The organism is Sphingomonas sp. FW306-1B-B10E, assembly GCF_058782005.1.
Genome location: NZ_JBYSXG010000017.1, coordinates 1 through 23,231 on the forward strand (window position 1 = coordinate 1; position 23,231 = coordinate 23,231).

The window sequence follows — 23,231 nt, forward strand, 5'->3', positions numbered from 1 at the left end:
ACCCCTAACCCCTCCCTTGCCGGAAGGGGGATCAGCGTCGTCCTACTGCTCGCGCTCGCGTTTCCAGCGCACGCCCAGCAACTCTCGCCCGAGCAGGCGGCGCTACAAGCCCATGTCCAGTTCCTCGCCGCCGACGCGCTTCGCGGCCGCGAGGCGGGGACGCACGATTACGACATCGCCGCCGAATATGTCGCCGCGCAGATGCTTGGCCTAGGGCTCACCCCCGGCGGCGAGGGCGGCTGGCTTCAGCCGGTCGGGCTCGCGACCTACAAGCCCGCCGAAAAGGCGCAATGGACGCTCACCCGCGGCGGCACCGCGATCCCGCTCCAGTTCGGCATCGACTTCGTCAACCAGGGGATCGCGAACACGCCATCCTTCGCCACCGAGGGACAAGTTGTCTTCGCCGGTTACGGCGTGGTCTATCCCGAGGCGAAGCGCGACGATTATCGCGGGCTCGACGTGCGCGGCAAGATCGTCGCGCTCTATGCCGGGGTCCCCGCCGGGCTGCCCGACGATGTCGCCGCGCATCTCGGCGACGACGACCAGAAGGCGCGGCTCGCCGCGGCCCGCGGGGCCAAGGCGGTGATCATCGTCGAATCGCTCGAGCGCCGCGCCGAATTCCCGATCGAAGCGATGGCGCCGTATTATGACTACGAGCGCACCACCTGGATCGGCCCCGACGGCAAGGCGCACATCCTCTCCCCCGGCGCGCCCGTGGTCGGGCTGATCGGCCAGACCGGCGCCGAGAAGCTGTTCGCCGGCGCGCGAATCCGCTGGCGCGACGTGCTCGGCGCCGAGCTGCGCGGTAGCCGCATGCCCACCGGCCCGCTCGCCGGCACGCTCAAGCTCGCGGCGAAGACGGAAGTGCGCACCACGCGCAGCAGCAACGTCGTCGGCATCCTGCCCGGCGCGGACCCGGCGCTCCGGAACGAGTTCGTCGTGTTGTCGGCGCATCTCGACCATATCGGCGTCGGCGAGCCCGAGAAGGGCGACGCGATCTACAACGGCGCGCTCGACAATGCCGCCGGCATCGCGACGATGCTCGAAGTCGCGCGCGCCTTCCAGGCATCGGGCAGGCCGCCGCGCCGCTCGATCCTGTTCGTCGCGCTCACCGCCGAGGAAAAGGGGCTGGTCGGCTCGAGCTATTTCGCGACGCATCCGGGACTGCCCGCCGGCGCCAGCCTCGTCGCCGACATCAACCTCGACATGCCGATCCTGACCTACGCGCTACAGGACCTGGTCGTGCTCGGTGGCGAACGCTCGAGCCTCGGCGCGACCTATGCCGCGGCGGCCGCGGCCGAAGGGCTCAAGATCGTCCCCGATCCGGCGCCCGAGGAGAACTTCTTCGTCCGCTCCGATCATTACAGCTTCGTCCAGGCGGGCGTGCCCTCGATCTCGGTCGACACCGGTCCCGGCGGGCCGGGCGAGGCGGCGCAGCGCGAATTCCTCGCCAGCCATTACCACAAGCCTTCGGACGATCCGTCGCTGCCGATCGACTGGAATTCCGCGGCGAAGTTCACCCGCCTTAACTACGCTGCCGCCCGCGCGATCGCCGATGCCGATGCCCGCCCGCGCTGGAACAAGGGCGATTTCTTCGGAGCCGCGTTCGGGGGTTATGGGGGAAGATGATTTGATCCTCCCCCGGAGGGGGGCGCGCGCGCAGCGCGACGGAGGGGTATTCTCCGCAAGCGACGTCGCCCGTGGAGACTGCCCCTACACCAGCCTGCGGCTGGTCCCCCTCCCCCTCGGGGGGAGGATTTGCATATGCGCCTGCTGATCTTCGGCCTCGGCTATACCGGCAGCGCACTCGCGCGGCACCTCGCCCCCGGCGGCTGGCGCATCGCCGCGGTGACGCGCGACGGCCGCGACGGGACCATCGCTTTTGCCGACACCGAGCGCGTCGGCTTCGAGATCGCCCAGGCGACGCACATCGTCTCGACCGTCGCGCCCGAGGAGTCCGACGCGATCCTCGCCGCCTTCCACGCCGAGCTTTCGCAGGCCCGCGGCTGGCTCGGCTATCTTTCCTCGACCGGTGTCTATGGCGACACAAAGGGCGCCTGGGTCGACGAGACTGCCGCCACCGGCACCGGCCGCCGCACCGCCCGCGCCGAGGCCGATGCGCAATGGCTCGCGCTCGGTGCCCGCGTCTTCCGCCTCCCCGGCATCTACGGCCCCGGCCGCTCGCCGCTCGATCGCGCGGCACGCGGCGACGCGGCGCGGATCCACGTGCCCGGTCAGGTGTTCAGCCGCATTCATCTCGACGACCTGATCGCGGGGGTCACCGCCGGCTTCGACGCACCGCGCGGCGCCTACAACCTCGCCGATGATCTCCCCGCGCCGCAGAGCGATGTCGTCGCTTATGCCTGCGCGCTGCTCGGCATCGCGCCGCCGCCGCTGGTCCCGCTCGAACAGGCCGCGCTCAGCCCGCAGGCGCGTGCCTTCTATTCGGAGAATCGCCGCGTCGCGAATGGCAAGGCGAGGCGCGTGCTGCGCTGGCGTCCGCGCTTTGCCGACTACCGGTTGGGCCTGCGCGCCTTGAGCGCGAGCACCAGCCCGACCAGCACGAGCACCGCACCCGCCACCGCGAGCAGCGACCAGCGATAGCTCTCGTAGAGCGTCGACAGCAGCATCGCGATCACCGGGATCAGCACGCTGGTATAGGCCGCCTTGGCCGGGCCGATCGTGCGGATCAGCTGGAAATAGATGGTGAAGGCCAGCGCCGACCCGAACACGCCGAGGTACAGCGTCCCCGCGACATAGCTCCACCGGGTCTCGATCACTGGCGGCCCAGTAGTTGTCCAGGCGAACGCCGCATCGATCGCCGCGCCGATCAGCATCGCCCAGCCCAAGGTCGTCGCCATCGGATAGGCCTTGGCGGTCCGCGTCGCCTGCATGACGTTGGCGACCGAGGCCGAGAGCACGCCGAGCAAGGCGATGCCGATACCGATCAGCGCCGCCTGCGGCCCGGCATCGCTCAGCCGCGCCTCGTGGACGAATAGCAACGCCACGCCTGCCATTGCCACCGCCGATCGGATCAGCAGCTGGCGGCCCATAAGCTGGCCGAGGAAGATCCGCGCCAGAATCGCATTGGGGACCAGCAGCAGCGCATAGACGATCGCCACTACGCCCGAAGTGATGTGCTGCTCGGCGCGGTAGACGAAGTTGAAGTTGAGCACGAACTGCATGAAGCCGAGCAACGCCGCGAAGCGCCACCCACGCCCATCGAGCCGCAGCGGTTCGCGCCGCAGCAATGCCCAGCCGAGGATCACCACCCCCGCCACCGCGAAGCGATACGCCACCGACCAGCTCGCCGGCACCACCGAAAGCTGGTCGCGGATCACGATCCAGGTGGATCCCCAGATCAGCGTGACGACGAGGAACGGGATCAGGACCGACAGACGCGCGGAGCGAGGGGTCTGGTCCGACATCAACTCCTCCCCGGAAACGGGGAGGGGGACCGCGACGCGAAGCGGCGTGGTGGAGGGGGCGTGCCGCAAGTGGATCGCTCGCGGTGAGCCCCCTCCACCATGCTGCGCATGGTCCCCCTCCCCGTGCCGGGGAGGATCCGGCGGAAACCCCCTCACAACTTCGCGATCGCCTCAGCCAACGGCCGGATCGCCTCCGCGCTCTGGTCCCACGACGTCACCAGCCGGACCTCGCCCGGTGCCCAGTCATAGAAATCGAACCCGAGCCCGCGCAGCGACGCCGCCTCGTCCGGCGTAACCCGCAAGAACACCTCGTTTGCCTCGACGACGTGCACCAGCCGATCCCCCGCCGCATCCGCGAGCATCCGCGCCCCGGCATTGGCAGCACGCGCATTGGCCAGCCAAAGATCGCCCTCGAGCATCGCGAGCAATTGCGCCGCAAGGTAGCGCCCCTTGGAAAGCAGCAGCCCGGCGCGCTTGCGGCGGTACAGGCTGGCCTCTGCAAGATCTGTATCGAAGAAGACCAGCGCCTCGGCGCTCATCCCGCCATTCTTGACGAAGCCGAAGCTCAATACGTCCACCCCGGCGCGCCAAGTCACCTCTGCGGGCGCACAATCGAGGTAAGCGACCGCGTTTGCAAAGCGCGCGCCGTCCATATGCAGACCTAGTCCACGTGCCTTGGTGAGGTCGCCGATCGCCGCGACCTGATCGGGCGTATAGACCAATCCATATTCGGTGGCGTTGGTGATCGAGAGCGCGTGCGGCTGGACCCAGTGCACGCCCTTCTGGACACGGTCGAGCACCGCGGCGGCGCTTTCCGGGGTCAGCTTGGCACCCGGACCTTCCGCGAGGAGCAGCTTGGCGCCGTGGGTGTAGAATTCGGGCGCGCCGCACTCGTCGTTCTGAACATGCGCATCGCGGTGGCAGACCACCCCGCCGTGCGGCGGGCACAAGGCCGCCAGCGCCAGCGCATTCGCCGACGTCCCCGACGGTACCCAGAGGGCGCGCACCGGCGTTTCGAACAAATCCGAGAAAGCGCCGTCCAGCTGCTGCGACCAGCGATCGCCGTCATAGGCGGTGTCGAGCACGTTGACGCGGGCAAGGGCCTCGAGAACCTCGCTGCAGACCGGGGCGGCGTTGTCGGAGAAGAAGCGCATGCCCCGCCATTGCGGGCCGTGCGCGTCAGGTCAATTCCCCTATTCCTCGCCGCGCCGCCCGTCGGCTCCGCGCGGCGGCGGGCCCTGCTCGTCATCCTCGGGCGGGAATTGCTCGTCCTCCTGCGGGCGGTCGCGCGGCCCGACATCGGTCTGGATTCCCGACCCCTCGACGAAATCGCCGACGCTATTGAGCACGTCGTCGAGCGACATCGCATTGTCGTCTTCGTCCTCGACCACCGGCGCCGGCGGCAGCGAGACGCCCAGCGCCCGCATCATGAAGTCGCGCCACACCCGCGCGGGAATCCCGCCGCCCGACAGTCCCGGGATCGGCGAATTGTCGTCATTGCCGATCCACACCGCCGCGACGAGATCCCCGGCATAGCCGATGAACCAGGCATCGCGCGCATCTTGCGTCGTCCCGGTCTTGCCATAAGCCGGGATCGACAGCGCCGCGCTGCGTCCGGTGCCCGAGGTCACCACGGTCTGCAGCATCGAGCGCAGATCCTCGAGCTCCCCGCCCGGGATCCGCGTCGCCGAGCCCAGACGCGCGGCGAGCCAGTCGTCGGCCGAATCGTCGTCGTTCAGCCCGCGCGGACGCACCGGATAGCTGCCATTGGCGATCGCGGCATAGGCCGCGGTCAGCTCGAGCAGCGACACCGTCGACGTGCCCAGCCCGATCGACGCCTCGTTGGCGATCGGCGTGGAGATGCCGAGGTCGCGCGCCGCGCGGATCACCTTGCCGACGCCGATCTCGTTGGTCAGCCGCGCCGCGACGACGTTGCTCGATTTGGCGAAGGCCTGGCGCAGCGTGATCTTGCCGGCATAGCGCCCGTCGCTGTTGGTCGGCGACCATTCGCCGATCGTCACGCGCGAATCGTCGACGATGCTGTCGGGCGTCATCCCGGAACGCAGTGCCGCGAGATAGACGAACAGCTTGAAGGTCGATCCCGGCTGGCGCCGCGCCTGGGTCGCGCGGTTGAACGGGCTCTGCGCGTAGTTCTTGCCGCCGACCATCGCGACCACGCGTCCATCGGGCCGCATCGCCACCAAAGCGATCTGGGTCTTCTTGAGCCCCGCCCCGCGCACCGCGCGCTCGGCGGCACTCTGGATATTGCTCTCGAGCGTCGTGCGCACGGTCTGCTCGGTCGCCACCCCGCCGGCACGGTCGCGCGCCTCGGGAAGCACCCAATCGGCGAAATAGGTGCCGTTGGGCAGTTCCTTGTCCTTGCTCACGCGCAGCACCGCCGGGCGCACCCGCGCCGCCTCGGCCGCGCTCAGCGCCCCGCTCGCGACCATCGCGCCGATCACCAGCTTCTGGCGATCGCGCGCCCCCCGGAGGTTGCCGGTCGGCGCGAGCCGGCTCGGCGCCTTGACCAGCCCGGCGAGCAGGCTCGCCTGGCTCACCGTCAGATTCTCGGGCGCGACGCTGAAATAATGCTGCGCGGCGGCGCGCAGGCCGTAGACATTGTCGCCGAAATAGACGTTCGACAGATAGCGCGACAGGATCTCGTCCTTCGACAGCCACGCCTCCAGCCAGAAGGCGATCATCACTTCGCGCAGCTTGCGCGTCACGGTCCGGTCGGCGGTGAGGAAAGCGTTCTTGGCGAGCTGCTGGGTGATCGTGCTGCCGCCCTGCGAGCCGCCGTCGCTCGTCGTATTGTGGAGGAAGGCGCGGGCGATGCCGCGCGGGTCCACCCCCATATGCCCGTAGAAGCGCCGGTCCTCGATCGAGACGAACGCCGCGCCGACATGCTTGGGCAGCTTGGTCACGTCGACGGGCGCTGCGATCACTGCGCCGCGCCGCGCGATCGGCTTGCCGTCGGACGAGAGCAAGGTGATCGACGGCGGCGCCGGCGGCTGGAGCGACTTGGACAAGGGCGCGGTCAGCGCCAGCCACGCCACGGCGAGCACGAACAACAGGATGAACCCGGCGATCCCCCAGCTCAGCCAGCGCCAGCGAAAGCGGAAGCGTTTGCGGACCGCCGGCAGATTGGTACCGTCTTCGCCCGACGGCAGCCCCTCGGGCGGGGGCGGAGGCGGGGGTGCGCGCCAGAACGGATCGGGCGTCAGGCTGGGCCGGGACTCGGGCGGCGGCGCGTCGATCGTCCGCGGCGGCACCGGATCGGCGCGCTCCGGGCGCCAGGCACGCGGCGCCGGCTGCGAGCCGTCACTCGATTCGGGCGTCCGCCGCAGCGGGAAGCGGATGTCGCCGGAGCCGGGTTCGCGGGCCATCAGCGCCTCTTATCGGCTTGGAGCGATTGGGAAAAGCAATACGCCACGGTGTGTTGTTATTATAAGACAGTTCGCGAAGCAACAACGCTGCCGCGCCCATTCTTCATTTCGTGCAGCGCAGCAGGTCGGGCGCCGGGCTGTTGGGTCCGTCGGCATAGCCCGCCCCGATCAGCCGCTTGCCGTCCGGCGACAGCCGCAAGGTCGCGGATGCGGGCTCGTCGCCGTCATAGGTCGAAAGCGTGCCCTCGTAGCGGACGCTGTCGCGGCCGAGCACGGTGACGCGCTTGATCGTCACGCTTTCCTCATAATGCCCGATCTCGCGCGGGCCAATCGTCATGCCTTCGGTATTGTCGCCGCCCTTCGAGCCGCAATCGCTCAGCCGTACCGCCCATTCGCCCTGGAAGCGCGCGGGTATCATGCCCTCCGAAGCCATTGCGGGCGCGACGAGGAAACCAAGGGAAAACAGGATAGACATCTTCACTCCTCGACCGGACGGGCGTCGCCATAGACGCCGCGCCGCGATCGCCCAGCACTGAACGGAGATCAAGCCTCGAGCTCGACGTCCCAATAGAGCCAGTCGCGCCAGGTCTGGTGGAGATAATGCGGCGGGAAGCGCCGGCCATGCTCCTGGAGCTGCCAGCTGGTCGGGCGGATCGGCTCGATATGGAGCGGCATGCCGGCCTGCTTGGGGGTCCGCCCGCCTTTCTTGAGGTTGCACGGCGCGCAGGCCGTCGCGACATTTTCCCAAGTGGTGCGCCCGCCCTGGGCGCGGGGAATGACATGGTCGAAGGTGAGGTCGCGCGGGGTGCCGCAATATTGGCAGGAGAATTTGTCGCGGAGGAACAGGTTGAAGCGCGTGAAGGCAGGAAATTGCGAAGGCCGGACATATTGTTTGAGCGCGATGACCGAAGGAAGCTTCAGCCTCGCGCTGGGACTTCGCACCTCGCGCTCGTAATAAGAGACCACGTCGACGCGATCGAGGAACAGGGCTTTGATCGCGGTCTGCCAGGGCCACACGCTGAGCGGATAATAGCTGAGCGGGGTGAAATCGGCGTTGAGCACCAGCGCGGGGCAACCGTCGGGATGGCGGATCAGATCGGGATGGTACATGCGCTCCCTCACCTTTTGCGGCCGCCACTCCCTGGCCGGGATTGGTGACGGGCGCATGACAGCATATGCCGCGACTCGCGGTCAAGGGCCGGTTTGATGACAATCCACACCCGATTTGCGCCGAGCCCGACCGGGCGCCTCCATCTCGGCCATGCCTATTCGGCGCTCCAGGCGCACGATTTCGCGCGCGCCGCCGGCGGCCGCTTCAGCCTGCGCATCGAGGATATCGACGGCACCCGCAGCCGGCCCGAGCATGTCGACGCGATTTTGCGCGATCTCGAATGGCTCGGGCTCGGCTGGGACGGCGAAGTCACCTTCCAGTCGCAGCGGCTGGGCCTCTACCAGGAAGCGCTCGACCGGCTGCGCGGCATGGCCCTGCTCTACCCCTGCTTCTGCACTCGCGCCGACATCGCCGCGAGCCTGAGCGCACCGCACGGGCCCGAGGGCGCGCTCTATCCCGGGACGTGCCGCGGGCTGGAAGCGCCGGACCTGTCTCGCCCGCACAGCTGGCGGCTGGATATGGAGAAGGCACTGCAGATCCTCCCCGTGCCGGGGAGGATCTATACTGGCACGACGCCTTTGCCGGCTGGGTCCGCGCCGACCCGCTCGCGCACGGCGACGTCATCCTCGCCCGCAAAGATGCCCCGGCTTCTTACCATCTCGCCGTCACCGTCGACGATGCCGCCCAGGGCATCAGCCATGTCGTCCGTGGGCGCGACCTGTTCGAGGCCACGCATGTCCACCGCCTGCTCCAGGCATTGCTCGGCCTGCCCACTCCCGAATATCGCCACCACGATCTGCTGACCGGCCCCGGCGGCACGCGTCTTGCCAAGCGCCACGGCGCGCCGACGCTCGAGGCGATGCGCCTCGCCGGCGAGGACGGCCCAGCGCTCGCCGATCGCCTGCGCCAGGGGCTGCTTCCCATTGGATTCGCGTCGGCAAGCGCGTAGGAGGGCGGGATGACCTTCTTCCTCGCCGCCCTGCTCATTGCCGCGATGCTCGCGGTGGTCTTCGTGCTCATCAAGGGCCTGGTCAACATGGCCCAGACCACCACCAAGGATCTCGAGGGTGAGGGCCCGAGCGAGCGCGCGCTGCGCTCGAACAAGTTGATGCAGCAGCGCATCTTGCTCCAGGCCGTGGCGATCGGCATCATCGCGCTGCTGCTGCTGATCCTGTCCGCCAAGAGCTGACCGCCTGCTCAGCCGACCAGCATCACGACGCACCAGATCAGCACGACGAGCATCACGCAGATCAACACTTCGAGTTCGAGGTCGATAAGGGGTGGCCGTCGCACCGCCTCATCCCGCGCGGCTCATAGGAAGCCGAGATGCGTCACCAGGGATTGGTGCAGCGTTCCCTTGAACTTCAACCCGACCACGCCCTCGCCGGCCCAGGCGACGCGCGCGGGCATCGGCGCGAGATGCGCGATCGCGATCCACACTTCGTCGCCTTCGTGCAGCCCCCAGGTGTAGATCTTGCAGCCGTCGACCGAGACATCGGCGACCTCGCCCTTGATCCGCCGGACCTCGCCGCTCGCGCGGATCGTCGCGGTCAGCGCCGTCGAGGTGCGCGGGTTCGCACGCCGGTCGGCTTCGGCCAGCCGGGCGATCAGCGCATCGTTCTTGTCATGGTCACTCGGGCGCATACGGATTCCCCTCGCTGCGAGGCTAGGACCCATTGGTTGATTCCGCGTGCGCGAATCTGGTTAGCGGCGCATCAGCCATGTCAACGCAGCAACCCCGCTTCCGCCCCGCGGCTTCCCGGCGTAGGAGGCGCCGATGGTCAAGCTCAACAAGATCTACACGCGCACTGGCGACGATGGCAGCACCGGGCTGGTCGACGGATCGCGCGTGTCCAAGGCCGATCCGCGGATGGCCGCGATCGGCGATGTCGACGAGGCCAATAGCGCGATCGGTGTCGCGCGTGCTGCGATCGGGCCGGGCAGCTTCAGCGAGATGCTTGCGCGCATCCAGAACGACCTGTTCGATCTCGGTGCCGATTTCGCCACCCCGGTCGAGATCGAACCCGCGCTGCGCATCGTGCCGAGCCAGACCCAATGGCTGGAGGATCGGATCGACCATCTCAACGCCGCGCTCGATCCGCTGACCAGCTTCATTCTTCCCGCGGGCGAGCCCGGCGCCGCGGCGCTCCACCTCGCCCGTGCAATGGTCCGCCGCGCCGAGCGGACTGCGGTCGGCGCGGCGGCGCAAGTGCCGCTGCGGCCCGAGGCCCTTGCATACCTCAACCGGCTTTCCGATCTATTGTTCGTCGCCGCGCGCGCGCTGAACCGGAACGGTGCCGGGGACGTTCTCTGGGTGCCCGGGGCGTCGCGTTAACCTGGATTGATTTGTGTTGACGCCGGCATGGTCCCGACGTAAAGGAACATAATGAGAACGGAGCGCGACGTCAGCCTGGCTTCCTCCGCCCTTGCGTCGCGCTTTGCCGCGGTCCGCGCGCTCAGCGCCGACCTCGTCGCGCCGCTCTCGGATGCCGATGCTACGATCCAGTCGATGGACGATGCGTCGCCCGCCAAATGGCACCTCGCGCACACCACCTGGTTCTTCGAGACCTTCGTTCTGCGCGATCATGTGCCGGGCTACCGGATCCACGACGAGCGCTTCCCCTTCCTGTTCAACAGCTATTACGAGGCTGAGGGCCAGCGCCACGCCCGCCCGCGCCGCGGCATGCTGTCACGACCGTCGCTCGACGAGATCCTGCGCTATCGCGAAGCGGTCGACGCGGCGCTGATCGCCGCGCTGCCGCAGCTCGCCGAACCCGTCCAGGCGTTGGTCCTGCTCGGCTGCAACCACGAGGAGCAGCACCAGGAGCTGTTGCTCACCGACATCCTCCATCATTTCTCGGTCAATCCGCTCGAGCCGGCGGTGTGGCAGGGGGATCCCAAAGTGCCCGTCGCGATGCCCGGCCCACTCGACTGGATCCGTGGCGCGTCGGGCGAAGTTGCGACCGGCGCGCAGACCGCAACTTTCTCAACTTTGAAAGGCTTCGCGTTCGATTCCGAGACGCCGCGCCACGCCGCGTTGCTTTCTCCGCATGCGATTGCCAACCGAACGGTGTGCAATGGCGAATGGATCGCCTTCATCGAGGACGGCGGCTATCGCGACCCGCGGCACTGGCTGTCCGACGGCTGGGCGTGGGTGCAGGCGAATGCGGTCGAAGCGCCGCTTTACTGGCAGAAGCGCGAGGACGGCTGGACGCGATTCGGGCTCGACGGCCGCCGCCCGGTCGACCCCGCCGCGCCGGTCACCCATGTCAGCTTCTTCGAAGCCGATGCCTATGCGAGCTGGGCCGGCGCGCGGCTGCCGACCGAATTCGAATGGGAGGCCGCCGCGGCCGTCCATGATCCGAACGGCGGCAACCAGCTCGATCGTGCCGGCGCGGTCGAGCCGCGGCCGTCGCCGGGCGGCCCGGCCTTTTTCGGCGACGTCTGGGAATGGACCGGCAGCGCCTATCGCCCCTATCCCGGCTTCCGCGCCGCCGAAGGCGCGATCGGCGAATATAACGGCAAGTTCATGAGCGGGCAGTTCGTCCTGCGCGGTGGCAGCTGCGCGACCCCCCGCGGCCATGTCCGCGCCAGCTACCGCAACTTCTTCTATCCGCACCAGCGCTGGCAGTTCACCGGCGTACGCCTGGCCAAGGATCTGTAACCATGCTCAAGCAGGAACTGGAAGACGGCGACCGCAGCCTCGCCGATCCCAATTTTCGTGCCGACGTGCTGACCGGCCTGGCGGCACGCCCGCGCGCGATCCCGGCGCGCTGGTTCTACGATCGCCGCGGCTCCGAATTGTTCGAGGCGATCACCGACCTGCCCGAATACTACCCGACCCGCACCGAGACCGCGTTGCTGATGCAGATCGGGCCGCAGCTCGGCGCGCTCGCCGCGCCCAATGCCGCGGTGGTCGAGTTCGGCTCGGGCTCGTCGGCCAAGACCCCGATCCTGCTGCGCGCGATCCATCCTTCGGCCTATGTCCCGATCGATATTTCTGGCGAGTTTCTTCGCCATTCGGCGCGCGAACTGGCCAGGGGCTTTCCGGGCCTCCCGGTGCTCCCGGTCGAGGCAGATTTCCTGCGCCCGGTGCCGCTGCCGGACGAAGTTTCAGGGCTGCCAAAGCTCGGCTTCTTCCCCGGTTCGACGATCGGCAACATGCAGGCCTTTCACGCCGTCAACCTGCTGCGCGCGATGCGCGACTGGCTCGGCGACGGTGCGCGGCTGCTGATCGGGATGGACCGGGTCAAGTCGCCCGATATCCTGATCCCCGCCTATGACGACGCCCAGGGCGTCACCGCCGCGTTCAACCTCAACCTGCTCGAACGGATCAACCGCGAGCTGGAGGGCACGATCCCGGTCGATGCCTTCCGCCACCGCGCGATCTGGAATCCCGACGCGGCGCGGATCGAGATGCATCTCGAGGCGCAGCGCGAGGTGGCGTTCAGCGTCGACGGCCGTCCGTTCGAGATGACGGCGGGCGAGACGATCCACACCGAGAACAGTCACAAATACGGCCCCAATGGCGCTCGGCAGCTGCTGCGCGCTGGCGGCTGGACCCCGATCCGCGAATGGACCGACCCGCAGGACTGGTTCGGACTGATCCTCTGCGAAGCCCAGCCGCTACGCATGGCGCCTTAGTTGGAGGAAATGGAATAAAAATGCCCCTCCCCTTCAGGGGAGGGGTTGGGGGTGGGGCATGTCAATCTCATCGAGACCGTCGTTCGCCTGGACAGGCTCCACGCCACCCCCCTTGAAAGGGAGTGGCTCGAAACGCCTACCGCGCCGGAACCGCCTCCGCCTTCCAAATGCGCAGCCAGTTGGGCGAGCCGCGGCACTCGCCCATCGCCCGCGCCTCGACCATCTGGAACATCGCGCCGTCCCACACATAGGTTTCGTCGCTGCCGCAATCGCCGACGCCGCGCCCCTTGAGGTGGCTGTTGAGTTCGCCCTTCACCGGATCCCAGCCGGCGTTGACCAGCGTGGCGATGCCTTCCGCCTCGGTCCAGCCGGGCGGATAGTCGAACCGCGCCGCCACGGCCTTGCCGCCTTCGACGATATAGGCCACGCTCGAATAGTTATACGCGCCGTTGCCGCAAGGCACCAAGGCAAGCGTACGGCCCCCGCCGAGGGCGTGGGTCTCTATTTCTGGCTTGTCACCTTCCGTCCCGGCATAGGCTTCGTCGCACCCAGATTGCTTGTCCATCATCTGGCGCAACGCCGCCGGGATCGCCGCCGCCTTGCCGCTGGGGCGCACGAAGCGCACCTTCGGCGCGGCCGGAACGGCGAGAACCGCGCCCGCGGGCCTGGCGCCCTTGGCGACCAGCGCGGTTACGGTGTCCGCACGCCCCTGCTGCGCGTCGAAATAGCGCAGGGTTGCGGAAATCCCCTTGAGCGAGGCCTGGCTCAGCACCTTGCCGCCGCCGCGCAGCACCATGGTCTGCCCCTTGAGCATCGCGTCGGCGAGCTGCTGCGCCGCCGCGCCGCGCAGCACGACACTCTGGCCGGTAACGCTCCCGCTCGCCGCCATCTTGCCGTCCACCTCGATCCGCCAGGCGCCGCGATATTCGGGTTCCGGCCAGATATCGATCGCCAGCCCGCCCGCCGGCCCGCCCTCCCGCGTGATCGCAATTTGCGGGACATCGTCGAGCGCCTCGTTCGACACCAGCGACGCCGCCTCGCAATAATGCAGATTGTCGCAGGCGACCGCCCAATCGCCGAACGACTTGACGTCGGAGGGGCCGGTCGCGGCCTGTGCCACGGCGAAGAGCGCGAGGATCAGCATGGCGCGCACCCTAGCCGAACCGCCCGCGCGGCGGTAGGTGGCGCGAAAGACAATGGAGACGGATGATGCAGACGGTTGGCGTGATCGGGGCGGGGCAAATGGGCGCGGGGATCGCGCAGGTCGCGGCGCAGGCTGGATATACCGTGCTGCTCTCCGACATGGATCTCGCCCGTGCCGAAGCGGGCAAGGCGGGCATCTCGAAGCAGCTCGCCCGTCAGGTCGACAAAGAGAAGATCAGCGCTGCCGATGCCGAAGCGGCGCTCCGCTTGATCCAGCCGCTCGACGATGTCGCCGGCATGGCGCCGTGCGGCCTCGTCATCGAGGCGGCGACCGAGCGGGAGGCGATCAAGCGGACGATCTTCGAGACCGTCGGCAAGGTGCTAGGACCTGACGCGATCCTCGCCAGCAACACTTCGTCGATCCCGATCACCCGCCTCGCCCAGGCCGCGCCCGACCCGGCACGCTTCATGGGGGTGCACTTCTTCAACCCCGTGCCGGTGATGGGGCTGATCGAGCTGATCCGCGGCCTCGCCACCTCCGACGCGACGGTTGCCGCGGTCGAGAAGTTCGGCCAGTCGCTCGGCAAGCGCATCGTCCACGCCAATGACGCGCCGGGCTTCATCGTCAATCGCGTGCTGATGCCGATGCTCAACGAGGCCTGCTTCGCGGTGGGTGAGGGCGTCGCGACGATCCCCGACGTGGACGCCGCGTGCCAGCTCGGGCTCAACCATCCGATGGGCCCGTTCACCCTCGCCGACTTTATCGGGCTCGACACCTGCCTCGAAATCACCCGCGTCCTGTTCGAAGGCACCGGCGATCCCAAGTTCCGCCCCGCGCCGCTGCTGGTCAAATATGTCGAGGCCGGCTGGTACGGCCGCAAGACCAAGCGCGGCTTTTACGATTATTCGGGCGCCGAGCCGGTACCGACGCGCTGAGCGGACCGCTTGACCGCCCAACGTGCCAGCGCGTTGAACGCGATCGGGCTGTGGAAGGCGATGCCGGCCCGGCCGCCCTGCGCCCAGCGGACGATGCCGCGCCGCGGTTCGAGACCCGCAATGCCCAGCATGACCTCGTCGCCTTCGATCAAGAACCCGGCTTCAATCTTTGCGCCGCCTTGCGACAGGTCGAGCAGCGTGGCCCCCTGACGCGCGCCGTTGACGATCAGTGTCGCGGCGCAGTCGGCAGCCAGCCGCGGCATGCGCTGGACCGGCGCATCGCCGCGCTCGGGCGGATTAAGCACCGTCGCCACGTTGACGCGTTCATCGAAGCTTATGCCCACCTGCCCCTCTCGCGCCCAGACGACGCTGCCGGACACCTGATCACCCGAACGCATCTTCACTTCGACTCGCGCGCCTTCGACGAGCCCCGCCATCGAGCGGCACATCATGCCGCCGGCCGAGATGTTGCGGATCAGGCAAAGGCTTTCGTTGTCGTTCCAGCGCAAGGTCGCGGAACGATAGACCGACATCTTGGACCGCTCGTCGGCGCGGCGTGCCTGGACCGGCAGGCTCGGCGGACGCACCGGCGTCGCCGTCTCGGATGCGCCGCCGAAGCGAAACGCGGAGCGTCGGTCGTCTTCAATGAAATAGGCCGCGTTGAGACATTCGCGCAGCCATTCGAACGGAGCCCCTTCCGGGGCCGGCAACAATTGGTGATCCATCGACATACGTCCCTGATCGCATGCGCGGGCCCTTCCGAACCCGACAATCACCCTCCCGCGAAGCGCGCCTAACCTATATTTCGTTGCCGAAACGTGAAGGTATCGGCGGCGCGCAGCTAAGCCAGCAACAGTCCGGCGAGCGCCGCGCTCATCAGATTGGCCAGGCTGCCGGCGATCAGGGCGCGGATGCCGAGCTTGGCGATCAGCGGCCGCTGGTTGGGGGCGAGGCTGCCGGTCGCCGCCATCTGGATCGCGATCGAGCTGAAATTAGCGAAGCCGCACAAGGCAAAGGTGATGATCGCCACGGTGCGCGGCGCGAGGTCCTTCATCTCGCCGAGCTGGATGAACGCGACGAATTCGTTGAGCACCAATTTGGTGCCGAACAGCCCGCCCGCCTCGACCGCTTCGCGCCACGAGATGCCGAGCAGGTACATCACCGGCGCGAACACGCTGCCGATGATCTTCTGGAAGCTGAGGTCCTTGAACCATTGCGCCCATTCGGCATTGCCGCTGGCATAGACGATCCAGTTGCCCGCGCCGCCGAGCAGCCCGTTGGCGAGCGCCACCAATGCGACGAAGGCGAGCACCATCGCGCCCACCGCCACCGCGATCTTGACGCCGGTCGACGCCCCGCTGGCCGCCGCCATGATCAGATTGGCGGCGCGCTCTTCCTCAATGTCGTGCTCTGCGACCTTGATCACTTCGTCCTCGGGATTGTCGCCGAGCGGCAGTTCGCCCTCGGCGGCAACGAGTTCGTCGGGCATGATGATCTTGGCCATCAGCAGCCCGCCCGGCGCGGCCATGAACGATGCCGCGAGCAGATAGGGAAGCGCCTGCGGGCCGAGCAGGCTGGCATAGGCGGCGAGGATCGTCCCCGCGACGCCGGACATCCCGACGGTCATCACCGCGAACAATTGCGACGGGGTCAGCCGCGCCAGATAGGGACGGATCACCAGCGGCGATTCGCTCTGTCCGACGAAGATGTTCGCGGCGGCACAGAGCGATTCGACCTTGCTGGTGCCGACGACTTTTTCGATCCCCCCGCCGATCCAGCGGACGACGAACTGCATCACGCCGAGATGGTAGAGGATCGATACCAGGGCCGCGAAGAAGATGATCACCGGCAGCGCCGCGATCGCGAAGCTCTGCCCGCCGAGCTCGGGCTTGGCGAGCGGGCCGAACAGGAAGCTGGTGCCCGCGCCGGCATAGCCGAGCAGCGCCGAGACGCCGTTCGACAGTCCGTGCAACGCCGCCTGCCCCCAGCTCGTCCGGAGCACGAGGATCGCGACCCCTGCCTGGAGCGCGAACGCGGCCCCCACCACGCGCAGCCGGATCGCGCGGCGATTGCTCGACAGCAGCCATGCGATCCCGAGAATCACGACGATGCCGAAAATGCCGATCGGAAACTGAGTCATCCGCTGGTCCGTAGCCCCCGCGCCGGCGCCCCGATTTGGCCAGCAAAACCGAGACCATACACGCTGGGCGGGATCAGACCAGAGGGGCCGCCGCATCTTTCCCGCCGACATCTTTCGCGCTAGCGTCCCGCGATGGAAAGCCGTCCCTACATCACGCGTTCGCTGTTCTTCCTCTCGATCTTCTACGGCGGCATGGTCTGCATCGCCGGGGTGCTCGGTAACAAGCAGGTCTCGCTGGGTCCGATCTCGCAGATCGGGACCTGGGTCGGCGTCGGCCCGCTCGCGGTCGAGGCGGGAATCTTCGCTTTCCTGTTGCTGGTGTCGGTGTCGAGCGCAGTGGCCGAGCTCAACGGCCCGGATACCGCGCGGCGGCTGGTGCTCTGGGGCTTCATCCCGCTGGTGACCTCGGTGGTGCTGTCGCTGGTCGTGCTGGCTTTGCCCGCCTCGCCAAGCATGGAACCCGAGCGGCTCCACGCCTTCGAACTGATGATGTCGGGAACCCCGCGCATCTGGCTCGGCGGGATCATTGCCTATGGCATCTCGCAGATCCTCAACGTCACGATCTTCAGCGCGCTCAAGAGCGGTGGCGGACGGATGCTGTGGCTGCGCGCCGCAATCGCGAGCATGCTCAGCCAGATCGCCGATACGCTGATCTTCGTCTCGGTCGCCTTTTACGGCGTCTTCCCGATCGGCGAATTGCTCGTCGGCCAGATGCTCACCAAGGTCGTGCTGAGTCTCGTGCTGGTGCCGCCGATGATCTATTTCTTCGTCGGCTTAGGTCGGTTTCTCGACCGCCGGCGCTCGCTTTAACGGCAAAGCGCAACTCACCCTTGGGGTCCGGGCTGCTTTGCCCTAAGAGCGCGCGATGACCGATAACGCTCCCGACCCGGCGCTGCTCGCCAAGGCTGAAACGCTGACCGAAGCGCTTCCCTACCTCCAGCGTTATGCCGGCGCGACCTTCGTCGTGAAATATGGCGGCCATGCGATGGGCGACCCGGAGCTCGCACGCAAATTCGCCGAGGACGTGGTGCTGCTCCAGGCGATCGGGATCAACCCGATCGTCGTTCATGGCGGCGGGCCGCAGATCGGCGCGATGCTCAAGCGGCTCGGCGTCGAATCGCAGTTCGTCGGGGGCTTGCGCGTCACCGATGCCGAGACGGCGCGGATCGCCGAGATGGTCCTCGCCGGATCGATCAACAAGGAGATCGTCGGCTGGATCGGCCAGGCGGGCGGCAAGGCCGTCGGGATCTCGGGCAAGGATGCCGGGCTGGTCACCGCCGAGAAGGTCCAGGGCCGCGCCCCCAATCCGCTCAGCGGCATCGAGCGCCATGTCGATCTCGGTTTCGTCGGCGAGCCGGTCGCAGTCGATCCGTCGATCCTGCGCTCGCTCGCGGCGCAGGGCTTCATTCCGGTGGTAGCGCCGATCGCGCTCGGCACCGACGGGCATACCTACAACATCAACGCCGACACGATGGCGGGGGCGATCGCCGGCGCTTGTGGCGCGTCGCGCTTCTTCCTGCTCACCGACGTCGCCGGCGTCCTCGACAAGTCGGGCGAACTGATGACCGATCTCGATCCCGCGGGGATCGCCGCGCTCAGGACCGACGGCACGATCTCGGGGGGGATGATTCCTAAGGTGGAGACTTGCGTTGCGGCGGTCGAAGCGGGTGTCGACGCCGCGGTGATCCTGGACGGGCGGGTGCCGCACGCGATGCTGCTCGAGATCTTCACGCGGCGCGGCGCGGGCACGCTGGTCCACGCCTGAACCACGCGCTATCTACTGCCGAACCTTCCTTACGGAGAACGGGTTTGTTCCTGATCCTCGACATCCTCCAGATCATCCTGACCGTCGTCTGGTGGATCATCATCGTCCAGGCGATCCTGTCCTGGCTGATCGCGTTCAACGTGATCACCGTGCACAACGAATATGTCGGCGCGATCTGGCGCGCGCTCCAGACGATCACGGATCCGATCTACCGGCCGATCCGGCGGGTGCTCCCCGATTTCGGCGGGCTCGACCTCTCGCCGATGGTCGTGCTGGTGATCCTGCTGATCCTCCAGCAGGCAGTGATGCCCGCATTGTACCGCGCGGCGATGGGCGCACCGCTCTGAGCCGGCCGGGCGCGGCCTGGACGCTGCGCCCCGACGGGATCGAGATCGCCGTGCGGGTCACGCCGCGCGCAGCCCGCGACGCCTTCGCCGCGGGCACCGACGAACATTTCGCCGCCCGGCTGGCCGCGCCTCCGGTCGAGGGCGCGGCGAATGCGGCGCTGCTGCCGATCGTCGCCAAGGCGTTCGGGGTTCCCAAGCGCGCAGTGACCTTGCTCGCGGGCGACACCGCCCGCCTCAAGCGGCTGGCCATCGCGGGTGACGCGCAGGCGCTGGCGAAGATCGCCGCCAGCCTCTATGGACGCGAGCCATGAGCGCAGCATTGATCGACGGCAAGGCATTCGCAGCGGGCCTCCGCGCCCGCATCGCCGAACGCGTCCCCGCATTTCGCGAAGCCACCGGCCGGGCGCCCGGGCTCGCAGTGGTCCTGGTCGGCGAGGACCCCGCCTCGGCGGTCTATGTCCGCTCGAAGGGCAAGCAGACCCGTGAGGCGGGGATGGAGAGCTTCGAGCACAAGCTCCCCGCCGATGCCGACCAGGCGACCTTGCTTGCCCTGGTCGACCAGCTCAATGCCGATCCGGCGGTCGACGGCATCCTCGTCCAGCTGCCGCTGCCGGCACATCTCGACACCGAAGAAGTGCTGCTGCGGATCGATCCCGACAAGGATGTCGACGGCTTCCACCCGGTCAATGCCGGGCGCCTCGCCACCGGGCTGCCGGGCTTCGTGCCGTGCACGCCGCTCGGCTGCCTGATGCTGCTCGAGGATCGTCTGGGCGACCTGTCCGGCCTCGACGCGGTGGTGATCGGCCGCTCGAACATCGTCGGCAAGCCGATGGCGGCGCTGCTCACCGCCAAGAGCTGCACGGTGACGATCGTGCATTCGCGCACCCGGAACCTGCCGCATTATCTCAAGCATGCCGACGTGGTCGTAGCCGCGGTCGGGCGTGCGCACTTCGTCAGAGGCGAGTGGCTCAAGCCCGGCGCCACCGTGATCGACGTGGGGATCAACCGCACCGAAAGCGGCCTGACCGGCGACGTCGATTTCGACAGCGCCGCGAGCGTGGCCGGCGCGATCACGCCAGTGCCCGGCGGGGTCGGGCCGATGACGATCGCGGTCCTGCTGCGCAACACCCTCGTCGCGGCGCACCGCCGCGAAGGGGTGACGCTCGACGAGGCGCAGATCTGATGCTGGCGGCGCTGCTCCTCCAGGCGGCCGCGCCGCAAACGGCCGTGGAGGCGGAGCGCGCGTTCAACGCAGCGGCGCAGGCGAAGGGGCAGTGGAGCGCGTTTCGCGCATTCGCTGCAGCAAAGGCGACAATGTTCGTGCCCCAGCCCGTCGACGCGCAGACCTGGCTCAAGGACCGCAAGGACCCGCCCAAGTCGGTGGAATGGGCGCCGAGCGCCAGCTTCACCTCGTGCGACGGCGCGACGGCGATCAACACCGGCGGCTGGGCGCTCCCCAGCGAGCAGGGCTATTTTACCACCATATGGCGGCGCCAGGACGGCCGGTGGCGCTGGATACTCGATCAGGGTGATGCGCTGGCGACGCCGCGCGCGCGCCCGGCGCAACCGCGGCTGAGATCGGCCTCGTGCGCGCCGATCGACGAAGTGACCGCCGACATGATCGCCCCGCTCGGCAGCAAGACCGGCGACGGCCAATCGGGCGACGGCACGCTGCGCTGGTTCTGGGAAGTCTCGCCCGACGGCGCGCGGACGTTCACCGCCTGGATGTGGGACGGCGCCAGTTTCGTGACAATCGTCTCCGACACGGTGGCGGCGCCCAAATGATCGAGCTGTTCATCTCCAGCTTCATCACCTTCTTCGTGGTGATCGACCCGCCTGGCTGCGCACCGATCTTCGCCGGGCTGACCAGCGGCGCGAGCGCGGTGCATCGCCGGGCGATGGCAATGCGCGCGGTGCTCGTCGCCTCGGCGATCCTGTTCGGCTTCGCTTTGTTCGGCGAGGCACTGCTCAAGGCACTCGGCATCAGCCTCAATGCCTTTCGCATCGCGGGCGGGATCATGCTGTTCCTGATCGCGCTCGAAATGGTGTTCGAGAAGCGCACCGAGCGCCGCGAGGACCGTGCCGAGAAGATCCGCGCCGACGAGGCCGTCGATATCTCGGTGTTCCCGATGGCGATGCCGATGATCGCCGGGCCGGGATCTATCGCCTCGGTGATGCTGCTGATGTCCCAGAATAACGGGCTCGAGCGCTCGGCGGTGGTGCTCGCCGCAATGGTATCGATCCTCGCTCTGACTCTGCTCGCCCTGCTGATCGCCGGACCGATCATGCGGGTCGTCGGCGCCAAGATCGAGGCGGTGGTGTCGCGCCTGCTCGGCGTCCTCCTGGCAGCGCTCGCCGCGCAATTCGTGATCGACGGGATCCGCGCCAGTTTCAGCGCCGGGGCGGCGCTTTCGGGGCACTGACCGGCATGTCCGGCAGATCGTAGCGGATCCGCCACAGCCGGAACGGCGACTTTGCCGGCAGCGCCACCGGCTCGAGCCAGTTCGGCACCTGGCCGCGATGCAGCTGGCCGTAGAAGCCGTTGGGGCTGCGCGCGCGATATACCGTGGTCTCGGCCATGTCGGGGCAGACCAGCAGATATCGCGCCTTGTGCCGCGCCGCGATCGCGCGGAAGCCGCTCGCCGGGCCGGTAAAGGCGTGGTGCACGTCGAGGATCGCCGCGCCGTTGCGGTGATAGGGACCGGCAACGCCGTCGTGATGCGTGATCGTGATCAGCCGCGGCCCCATGTCGACATGGCTGAACAGGATCGCTCGGGGGATCGCGTTGAGCGGCAGCAGCGAGGACATCCGCGCGCAGGCGGCGTTGGCCTGGGCGACCTTGTCGGGGCCGGTCTTGCCGGGTTTGGCCTCCTTGTTGGGCGCCCAGGGGGCCGTGAAATGCTCGGGGATCCAAGGCAGCGCGAGCCCGGCGAACAGCCCGGAGACGAGCAGGAAGGCGGCGGCCGTTCCAAACACTCGCACCAGCATCGACGACCGCGCGAGGAACCAGGGAATCACAATCCAGGCCAGCGCAGTGGCGCCGGGGACGCTCAGCATCTGTGCCGCCGGGCCGGCGCGCACCTGCCAGAGCAGCATGGCGCCGGCAAAGGTAATGAACAAGGCGATCGCGGCCCAGGCGACCGCAGCTTCGGTTCGGCGCGCACGCCAGGTTGCGACCAGAGCGCCGATGATGCCGATCACCGGCAGCGCCGCGATCGGGAAGCCGGTCTTGAAGCTGTGCTTGTAGATCGGCCGCGCCTCGCGAACATTGTTGAGCCAGGTACGCGCAAGCTCATCCGAAACCTGTTCGGGCCGTCCGAGGCATTGCGGAAAGAGCGAGGCGAAGCCGGCGACGATCACGGCTCCGGCTGCCGCCGCCAGCGCCAGCCGCACTCCGCGATTATCGGCGCGCACCAGCGACAAGGCGAACAGCAGGCTGCCCGTCGCCACCGTCACGCTCAGCCAGACCGGCGTCAGCGCGTCGCAGCGCATCGCCTGGTTGGCGTTCGACGCGAACAGCGCGAAGCCGAGCGCGGATCCGCCGGCCAGCGTCAGCCCATGCGCCGCCAGGCGCGGCGCATCCTTGCGGTCCCAAATCCAGCGCAGCACGATGATCGCGTCTGCCATCGCGCAATAGGGCAGCATTTCCAGTCCGATGGTCAGCGACACGGCGCTCGACAGGCCCACCGTCGCGCCTCCGCGTGCGCGCTTGGTATCGGCCAGTCCCGCAACCGCCATCGCCAGGCAGGCAAGCTGCCAGCCATGGTGATCGATGCGCATCGGCGCATACATCACCATCGTCGCGGTGCAGCCCATCAGGACTATCGAGGCCAGCAGCCAGGCCTGCCGCGCGACCAGGCGGCGGACGGTGAGGCTGAGCCCCGTCATCGTCACCAAGAGCGGCAGCAACGGCGCGAGCCCGCATGCCCATTTCTCCGCGGTCGCCATCCCGACGAACGGCTTGAGCAGCAGGATCAGCCCGGCAATCGGCAGGTCGACGATGCGCGACCAGTGAATGTCGAAGCCGCCCAGCGCAGGATCGAGCCGATATTGCCGCAGATCGTACCAGCCCTGCCCGGCAAGCCATGCGCGCACCTGCATCAGCCGCATATTGTCGTCGGTGTCGCCGAGCACGAGCCAGTGGATGTTGCCCTGGCGCTGCCACAGATACCAGAGGACGACGCCCAGCCAGAACAGCAGCACGCCCGCCCGCCAACGCCGGTCCAGTTCATGCTCGACCCGCAAATCGCTCAGCTTCAAAATCGCTTCCCCTTCGCTCGGCTCCTCTCTAGTGGCCGGCGCGAACATCGGAAATCCCATCCGTTCGCCCC

Annotated in this window: 24 protein-coding genes and 1 pseudogene; 15 read left to right on the forward strand and 10 right to left on the reverse strand. The window is 68.1% G+C overall.

Annotated elements, in window-relative coordinates; genetic code table 11:
* A partial coding sequence (locus tag AC3WJI_RS08795) for a M20/M25/M40 family metallo-hydrolase (protein ID WP_492756880.1) occupies positions 1-1,629 on the forward strand: 1,629 nt, incomplete at its 5' end.
* 135 nt (positions 1,630-1,764) lie between these two features.
* The gene (locus AC3WJI_RS08800; RefSeq protein WP_492756881.1) at positions 1,765-2,604 is read left to right on the forward strand and encodes a Rossmann-fold NAD(P)-binding domain-containing protein; all 840 of its coding nucleotides are present in this window, start codon (positions 1,765-1,767) and stop codon (positions 2,602-2,604) included.
* Here AC3WJI_RS08800 and AC3WJI_RS08805 read toward each other — a convergent pair.
* From AC3WJI_RS08805 to AC3WJI_RS08825, 5 genes are all read right to left on the reverse strand, one after another.
* Entirely contained in the window at positions 2,514-3,428 is a 915-nt protein-coding gene (locus AC3WJI_RS08805) for a DMT family transporter (RefSeq protein ID WP_492756882.1), read from the reverse strand. The two genes, AC3WJI_RS08800 and AC3WJI_RS08805, sit on opposite strands and share 91 nt — an antisense overlap.
* Positions 3,429-3,580: 152 nt before the next feature.
* Entirely contained in the window at positions 3,581-4,582 is a 1,002-nt protein-coding gene (locus AC3WJI_RS08810; RefSeq protein ID WP_492756883.1) for a threonine aldolase family protein, read from the reverse strand.
* A gap of 39 nt (positions 4,583-4,621) precedes the next feature.
* Entirely contained in the window at positions 4,622-6,814 is a 2,193-nt protein-coding gene (locus AC3WJI_RS08815; protein ID WP_492756884.1) for a transglycosylase domain-containing protein, read from the reverse strand.
* Between the two features lie 103 nt (positions 6,815-6,917).
* A complete protein-coding gene (locus tag AC3WJI_RS08820) occupies positions 6,918-7,289 on the reverse strand; it encodes a hypothetical protein (RefSeq protein ID WP_492756885.1) in 372 nt (123 codons plus the stop codon).
* Positions 7,290-7,357: 68 nt separating this feature from the next.
* Complete coding sequence (locus AC3WJI_RS08825; protein ID WP_492756886.1) at positions 7,358-7,924, reverse strand: HNH endonuclease; 567 nt, start codon at positions 7,922-7,924, stop codon at positions 7,358-7,360.
* A gap of 96 nt (positions 7,925-8,020) precedes the next feature.
* Here AC3WJI_RS08825 and gluQRS point away from each other — a divergent pair.
* Positions 8,021-8,874 (forward strand): annotated as a pseudogene (gene gluQRS / locus AC3WJI_RS08830) (tRNA glutamyl-Q(34) synthetase GluQRS).
* A 9-nt stretch (positions 8,875-8,883) separates the two neighbouring features.
* The gene (locus AC3WJI_RS08835; RefSeq protein ID WP_492756887.1) at positions 8,884-9,114 is read left to right on the forward strand and encodes a twin transmembrane helix small protein; all 231 of its coding nucleotides are present in this window, start codon (positions 8,884-8,886) and stop codon (positions 9,112-9,114) included.
* A 122-nt stretch (positions 9,115-9,236) separates the two neighbouring features.
* On the opposite strand, the gene AC3WJI_RS08840 is transcribed toward AC3WJI_RS08835, so the two are convergent.
* Positions 9,237-9,569: a PilZ domain-containing protein gene (locus tag AC3WJI_RS08840; protein ID WP_492756888.1), complete on the reverse strand. Its 333-nt coding sequence runs from the start codon at positions 9,567-9,569 to the stop codon at positions 9,237-9,239.
* Positions 9,570-9,702: 133 nt separating this feature from the next.
* Here AC3WJI_RS08840 and AC3WJI_RS08845 point away from each other — a divergent pair, with 133 nt between their 5' ends.
* From AC3WJI_RS08845 to egtD, 3 genes are read left to right on the forward strand one after another with little or no spacing between them, the layout of a single operon-like run.
* Positions 9,703-10,260 (forward strand): cob(I)yrinic acid a,c-diamide adenosyltransferase, encoded by a 558-nt coding sequence (locus AC3WJI_RS08845; RefSeq protein ID WP_492756889.1) that lies wholly within the window; start codon positions 9,703-9,705, stop codon positions 10,258-10,260.
* Between the two features lie 51 nt (positions 10,261-10,311).
* Positions 10,312-11,589, forward strand: a complete 1,278-nt coding sequence (egtB, locus tag AC3WJI_RS08850) for an ergothioneine biosynthesis protein EgtB (protein ID WP_492756890.1) — start codon at positions 10,312-10,314, stop codon at positions 11,587-11,589.
* A gap of 2 nt (positions 11,590-11,591) precedes the next feature.
* Entirely contained in the window at positions 11,592-12,569 is a 978-nt protein-coding gene (gene egtD / locus AC3WJI_RS08855) for an L-histidine N(alpha)-methyltransferase (RefSeq protein WP_492756891.1), read from the forward strand.
* Positions 12,570-12,705: 136 nt separating this feature from the next.
* On the opposite strand, the gene AC3WJI_RS08860 is transcribed toward egtD, so the two are convergent.
* Positions 12,706-13,713, reverse strand: coding sequence for a DUF1176 domain-containing protein (locus AC3WJI_RS08860; protein ID WP_492756892.1), 1,008 nt, complete (start codon positions 13,711-13,713; stop codon positions 12,706-12,708).
* A 65-nt stretch (positions 13,714-13,778) separates the two neighbouring features.
* On the opposite strand from AC3WJI_RS08860, the gene AC3WJI_RS08865 reads away from it, so the two are divergent.
* A complete protein-coding gene (locus AC3WJI_RS08865; protein WP_492756964.1) occupies positions 13,779-14,648 on the forward strand; it encodes a 3-hydroxyacyl-CoA dehydrogenase NAD-binding domain-containing protein in 870 nt (289 codons plus the stop codon).
* Here the strand turns inward: AC3WJI_RS08865 and AC3WJI_RS08870 are convergent.
* Together AC3WJI_RS08870 and AC3WJI_RS08875 are read right to left on the reverse strand one after the other, a co-directional pair.
* The gene (locus tag AC3WJI_RS08870; protein WP_492756893.1) at positions 14,615-15,424 is read right to left on the reverse strand and encodes a PilZ domain-containing protein; all 810 of its coding nucleotides are present in this window, start codon (positions 15,422-15,424) and stop codon (positions 14,615-14,617) included. The genes AC3WJI_RS08865 and AC3WJI_RS08870 overlap by 34 nt on opposite strands.
* 65 nt (positions 15,425-15,489) lie before the next feature.
* Positions 15,490-16,788, reverse strand: coding sequence for a NupC/NupG family nucleoside CNT transporter (locus tag AC3WJI_RS08875; protein WP_492756894.1), 1,299 nt, complete (start codon positions 16,786-16,788; stop codon positions 15,490-15,492).
* 132 nt (positions 16,789-16,920) lie between these two features.
* Here AC3WJI_RS08875 and AC3WJI_RS08880 point away from each other — a divergent pair, with 132 nt between their 5' ends.
* From AC3WJI_RS08880 to AC3WJI_RS08910, 7 genes are read left to right on the forward strand one after another with little or no spacing between them, the layout of a single operon-like run.
* On the forward strand, positions 16,921-17,598 hold the full coding sequence (locus tag AC3WJI_RS08880) for a queuosine precursor transporter (RefSeq protein WP_492756895.1): 678 nt from the start codon (positions 16,921-16,923) through the stop codon (positions 17,596-17,598).
* Positions 17,599-17,653: 55 nt separating this feature from the next.
* Positions 17,654-18,553 (forward strand): acetylglutamate kinase, encoded by a 900-nt coding sequence (argB, locus tag AC3WJI_RS08885; RefSeq protein ID WP_492756896.1) that lies wholly within the window; start codon positions 17,654-17,656, stop codon positions 18,551-18,553.
* A gap of 44 nt (positions 18,554-18,597) precedes the next feature.
* A complete protein-coding gene (locus tag AC3WJI_RS08890) occupies positions 18,598-18,900 on the forward strand; it encodes a YggT family protein (protein WP_492756897.1) in 303 nt (100 codons plus the stop codon).
* A gap of 38 nt (positions 18,901-18,938) precedes the next feature.
* Positions 18,939-19,211: a DUF167 domain-containing protein gene (locus tag AC3WJI_RS08895; RefSeq protein WP_492756965.1), complete on the forward strand. Its 273-nt coding sequence runs from the start codon at positions 18,939-18,941 to the stop codon at positions 19,209-19,211.
* A complete protein-coding gene (folD, locus tag AC3WJI_RS08900) occupies positions 19,208-20,083 on the forward strand; it encodes a bifunctional methylenetetrahydrofolate dehydrogenase/methenyltetrahydrofolate cyclohydrolase FolD (RefSeq protein ID WP_492756898.1) in 876 nt (291 codons plus the stop codon). The genes AC3WJI_RS08895 and folD overlap by 4 nt, the downstream gene beginning before the upstream one ends.
* The gene (locus AC3WJI_RS08905) at positions 20,083-20,685 is read left to right on the forward strand and encodes a hypothetical protein (protein WP_492756899.1); all 603 of its coding nucleotides are present in this window, start codon (positions 20,083-20,085) and stop codon (positions 20,683-20,685) included. Before folD ends, AC3WJI_RS08905 begins: the two co-directional genes overlap by 1 nt.
* Positions 20,682-21,323, forward strand: coding sequence for a MarC family protein (locus tag AC3WJI_RS08910; protein WP_492756900.1), 642 nt, complete (start codon positions 20,682-20,684; stop codon positions 21,321-21,323). The genes AC3WJI_RS08905 and AC3WJI_RS08910 overlap by 4 nt, the downstream gene beginning before the upstream one ends.
* On the opposite strand, the gene AC3WJI_RS08915 is transcribed toward AC3WJI_RS08910, so the two are convergent.
* Positions 21,292-23,154: an AcrB/AcrD/AcrF family protein gene (locus tag AC3WJI_RS08915; RefSeq protein WP_492756966.1), complete on the reverse strand. Its 1,863-nt coding sequence runs from the start codon at positions 23,152-23,154 to the stop codon at positions 21,292-21,294. The two genes, AC3WJI_RS08910 and AC3WJI_RS08915, sit on opposite strands and share 32 nt — an antisense overlap.
* Positions 23,155-23,231: the final 77 nt, after the last annotated feature.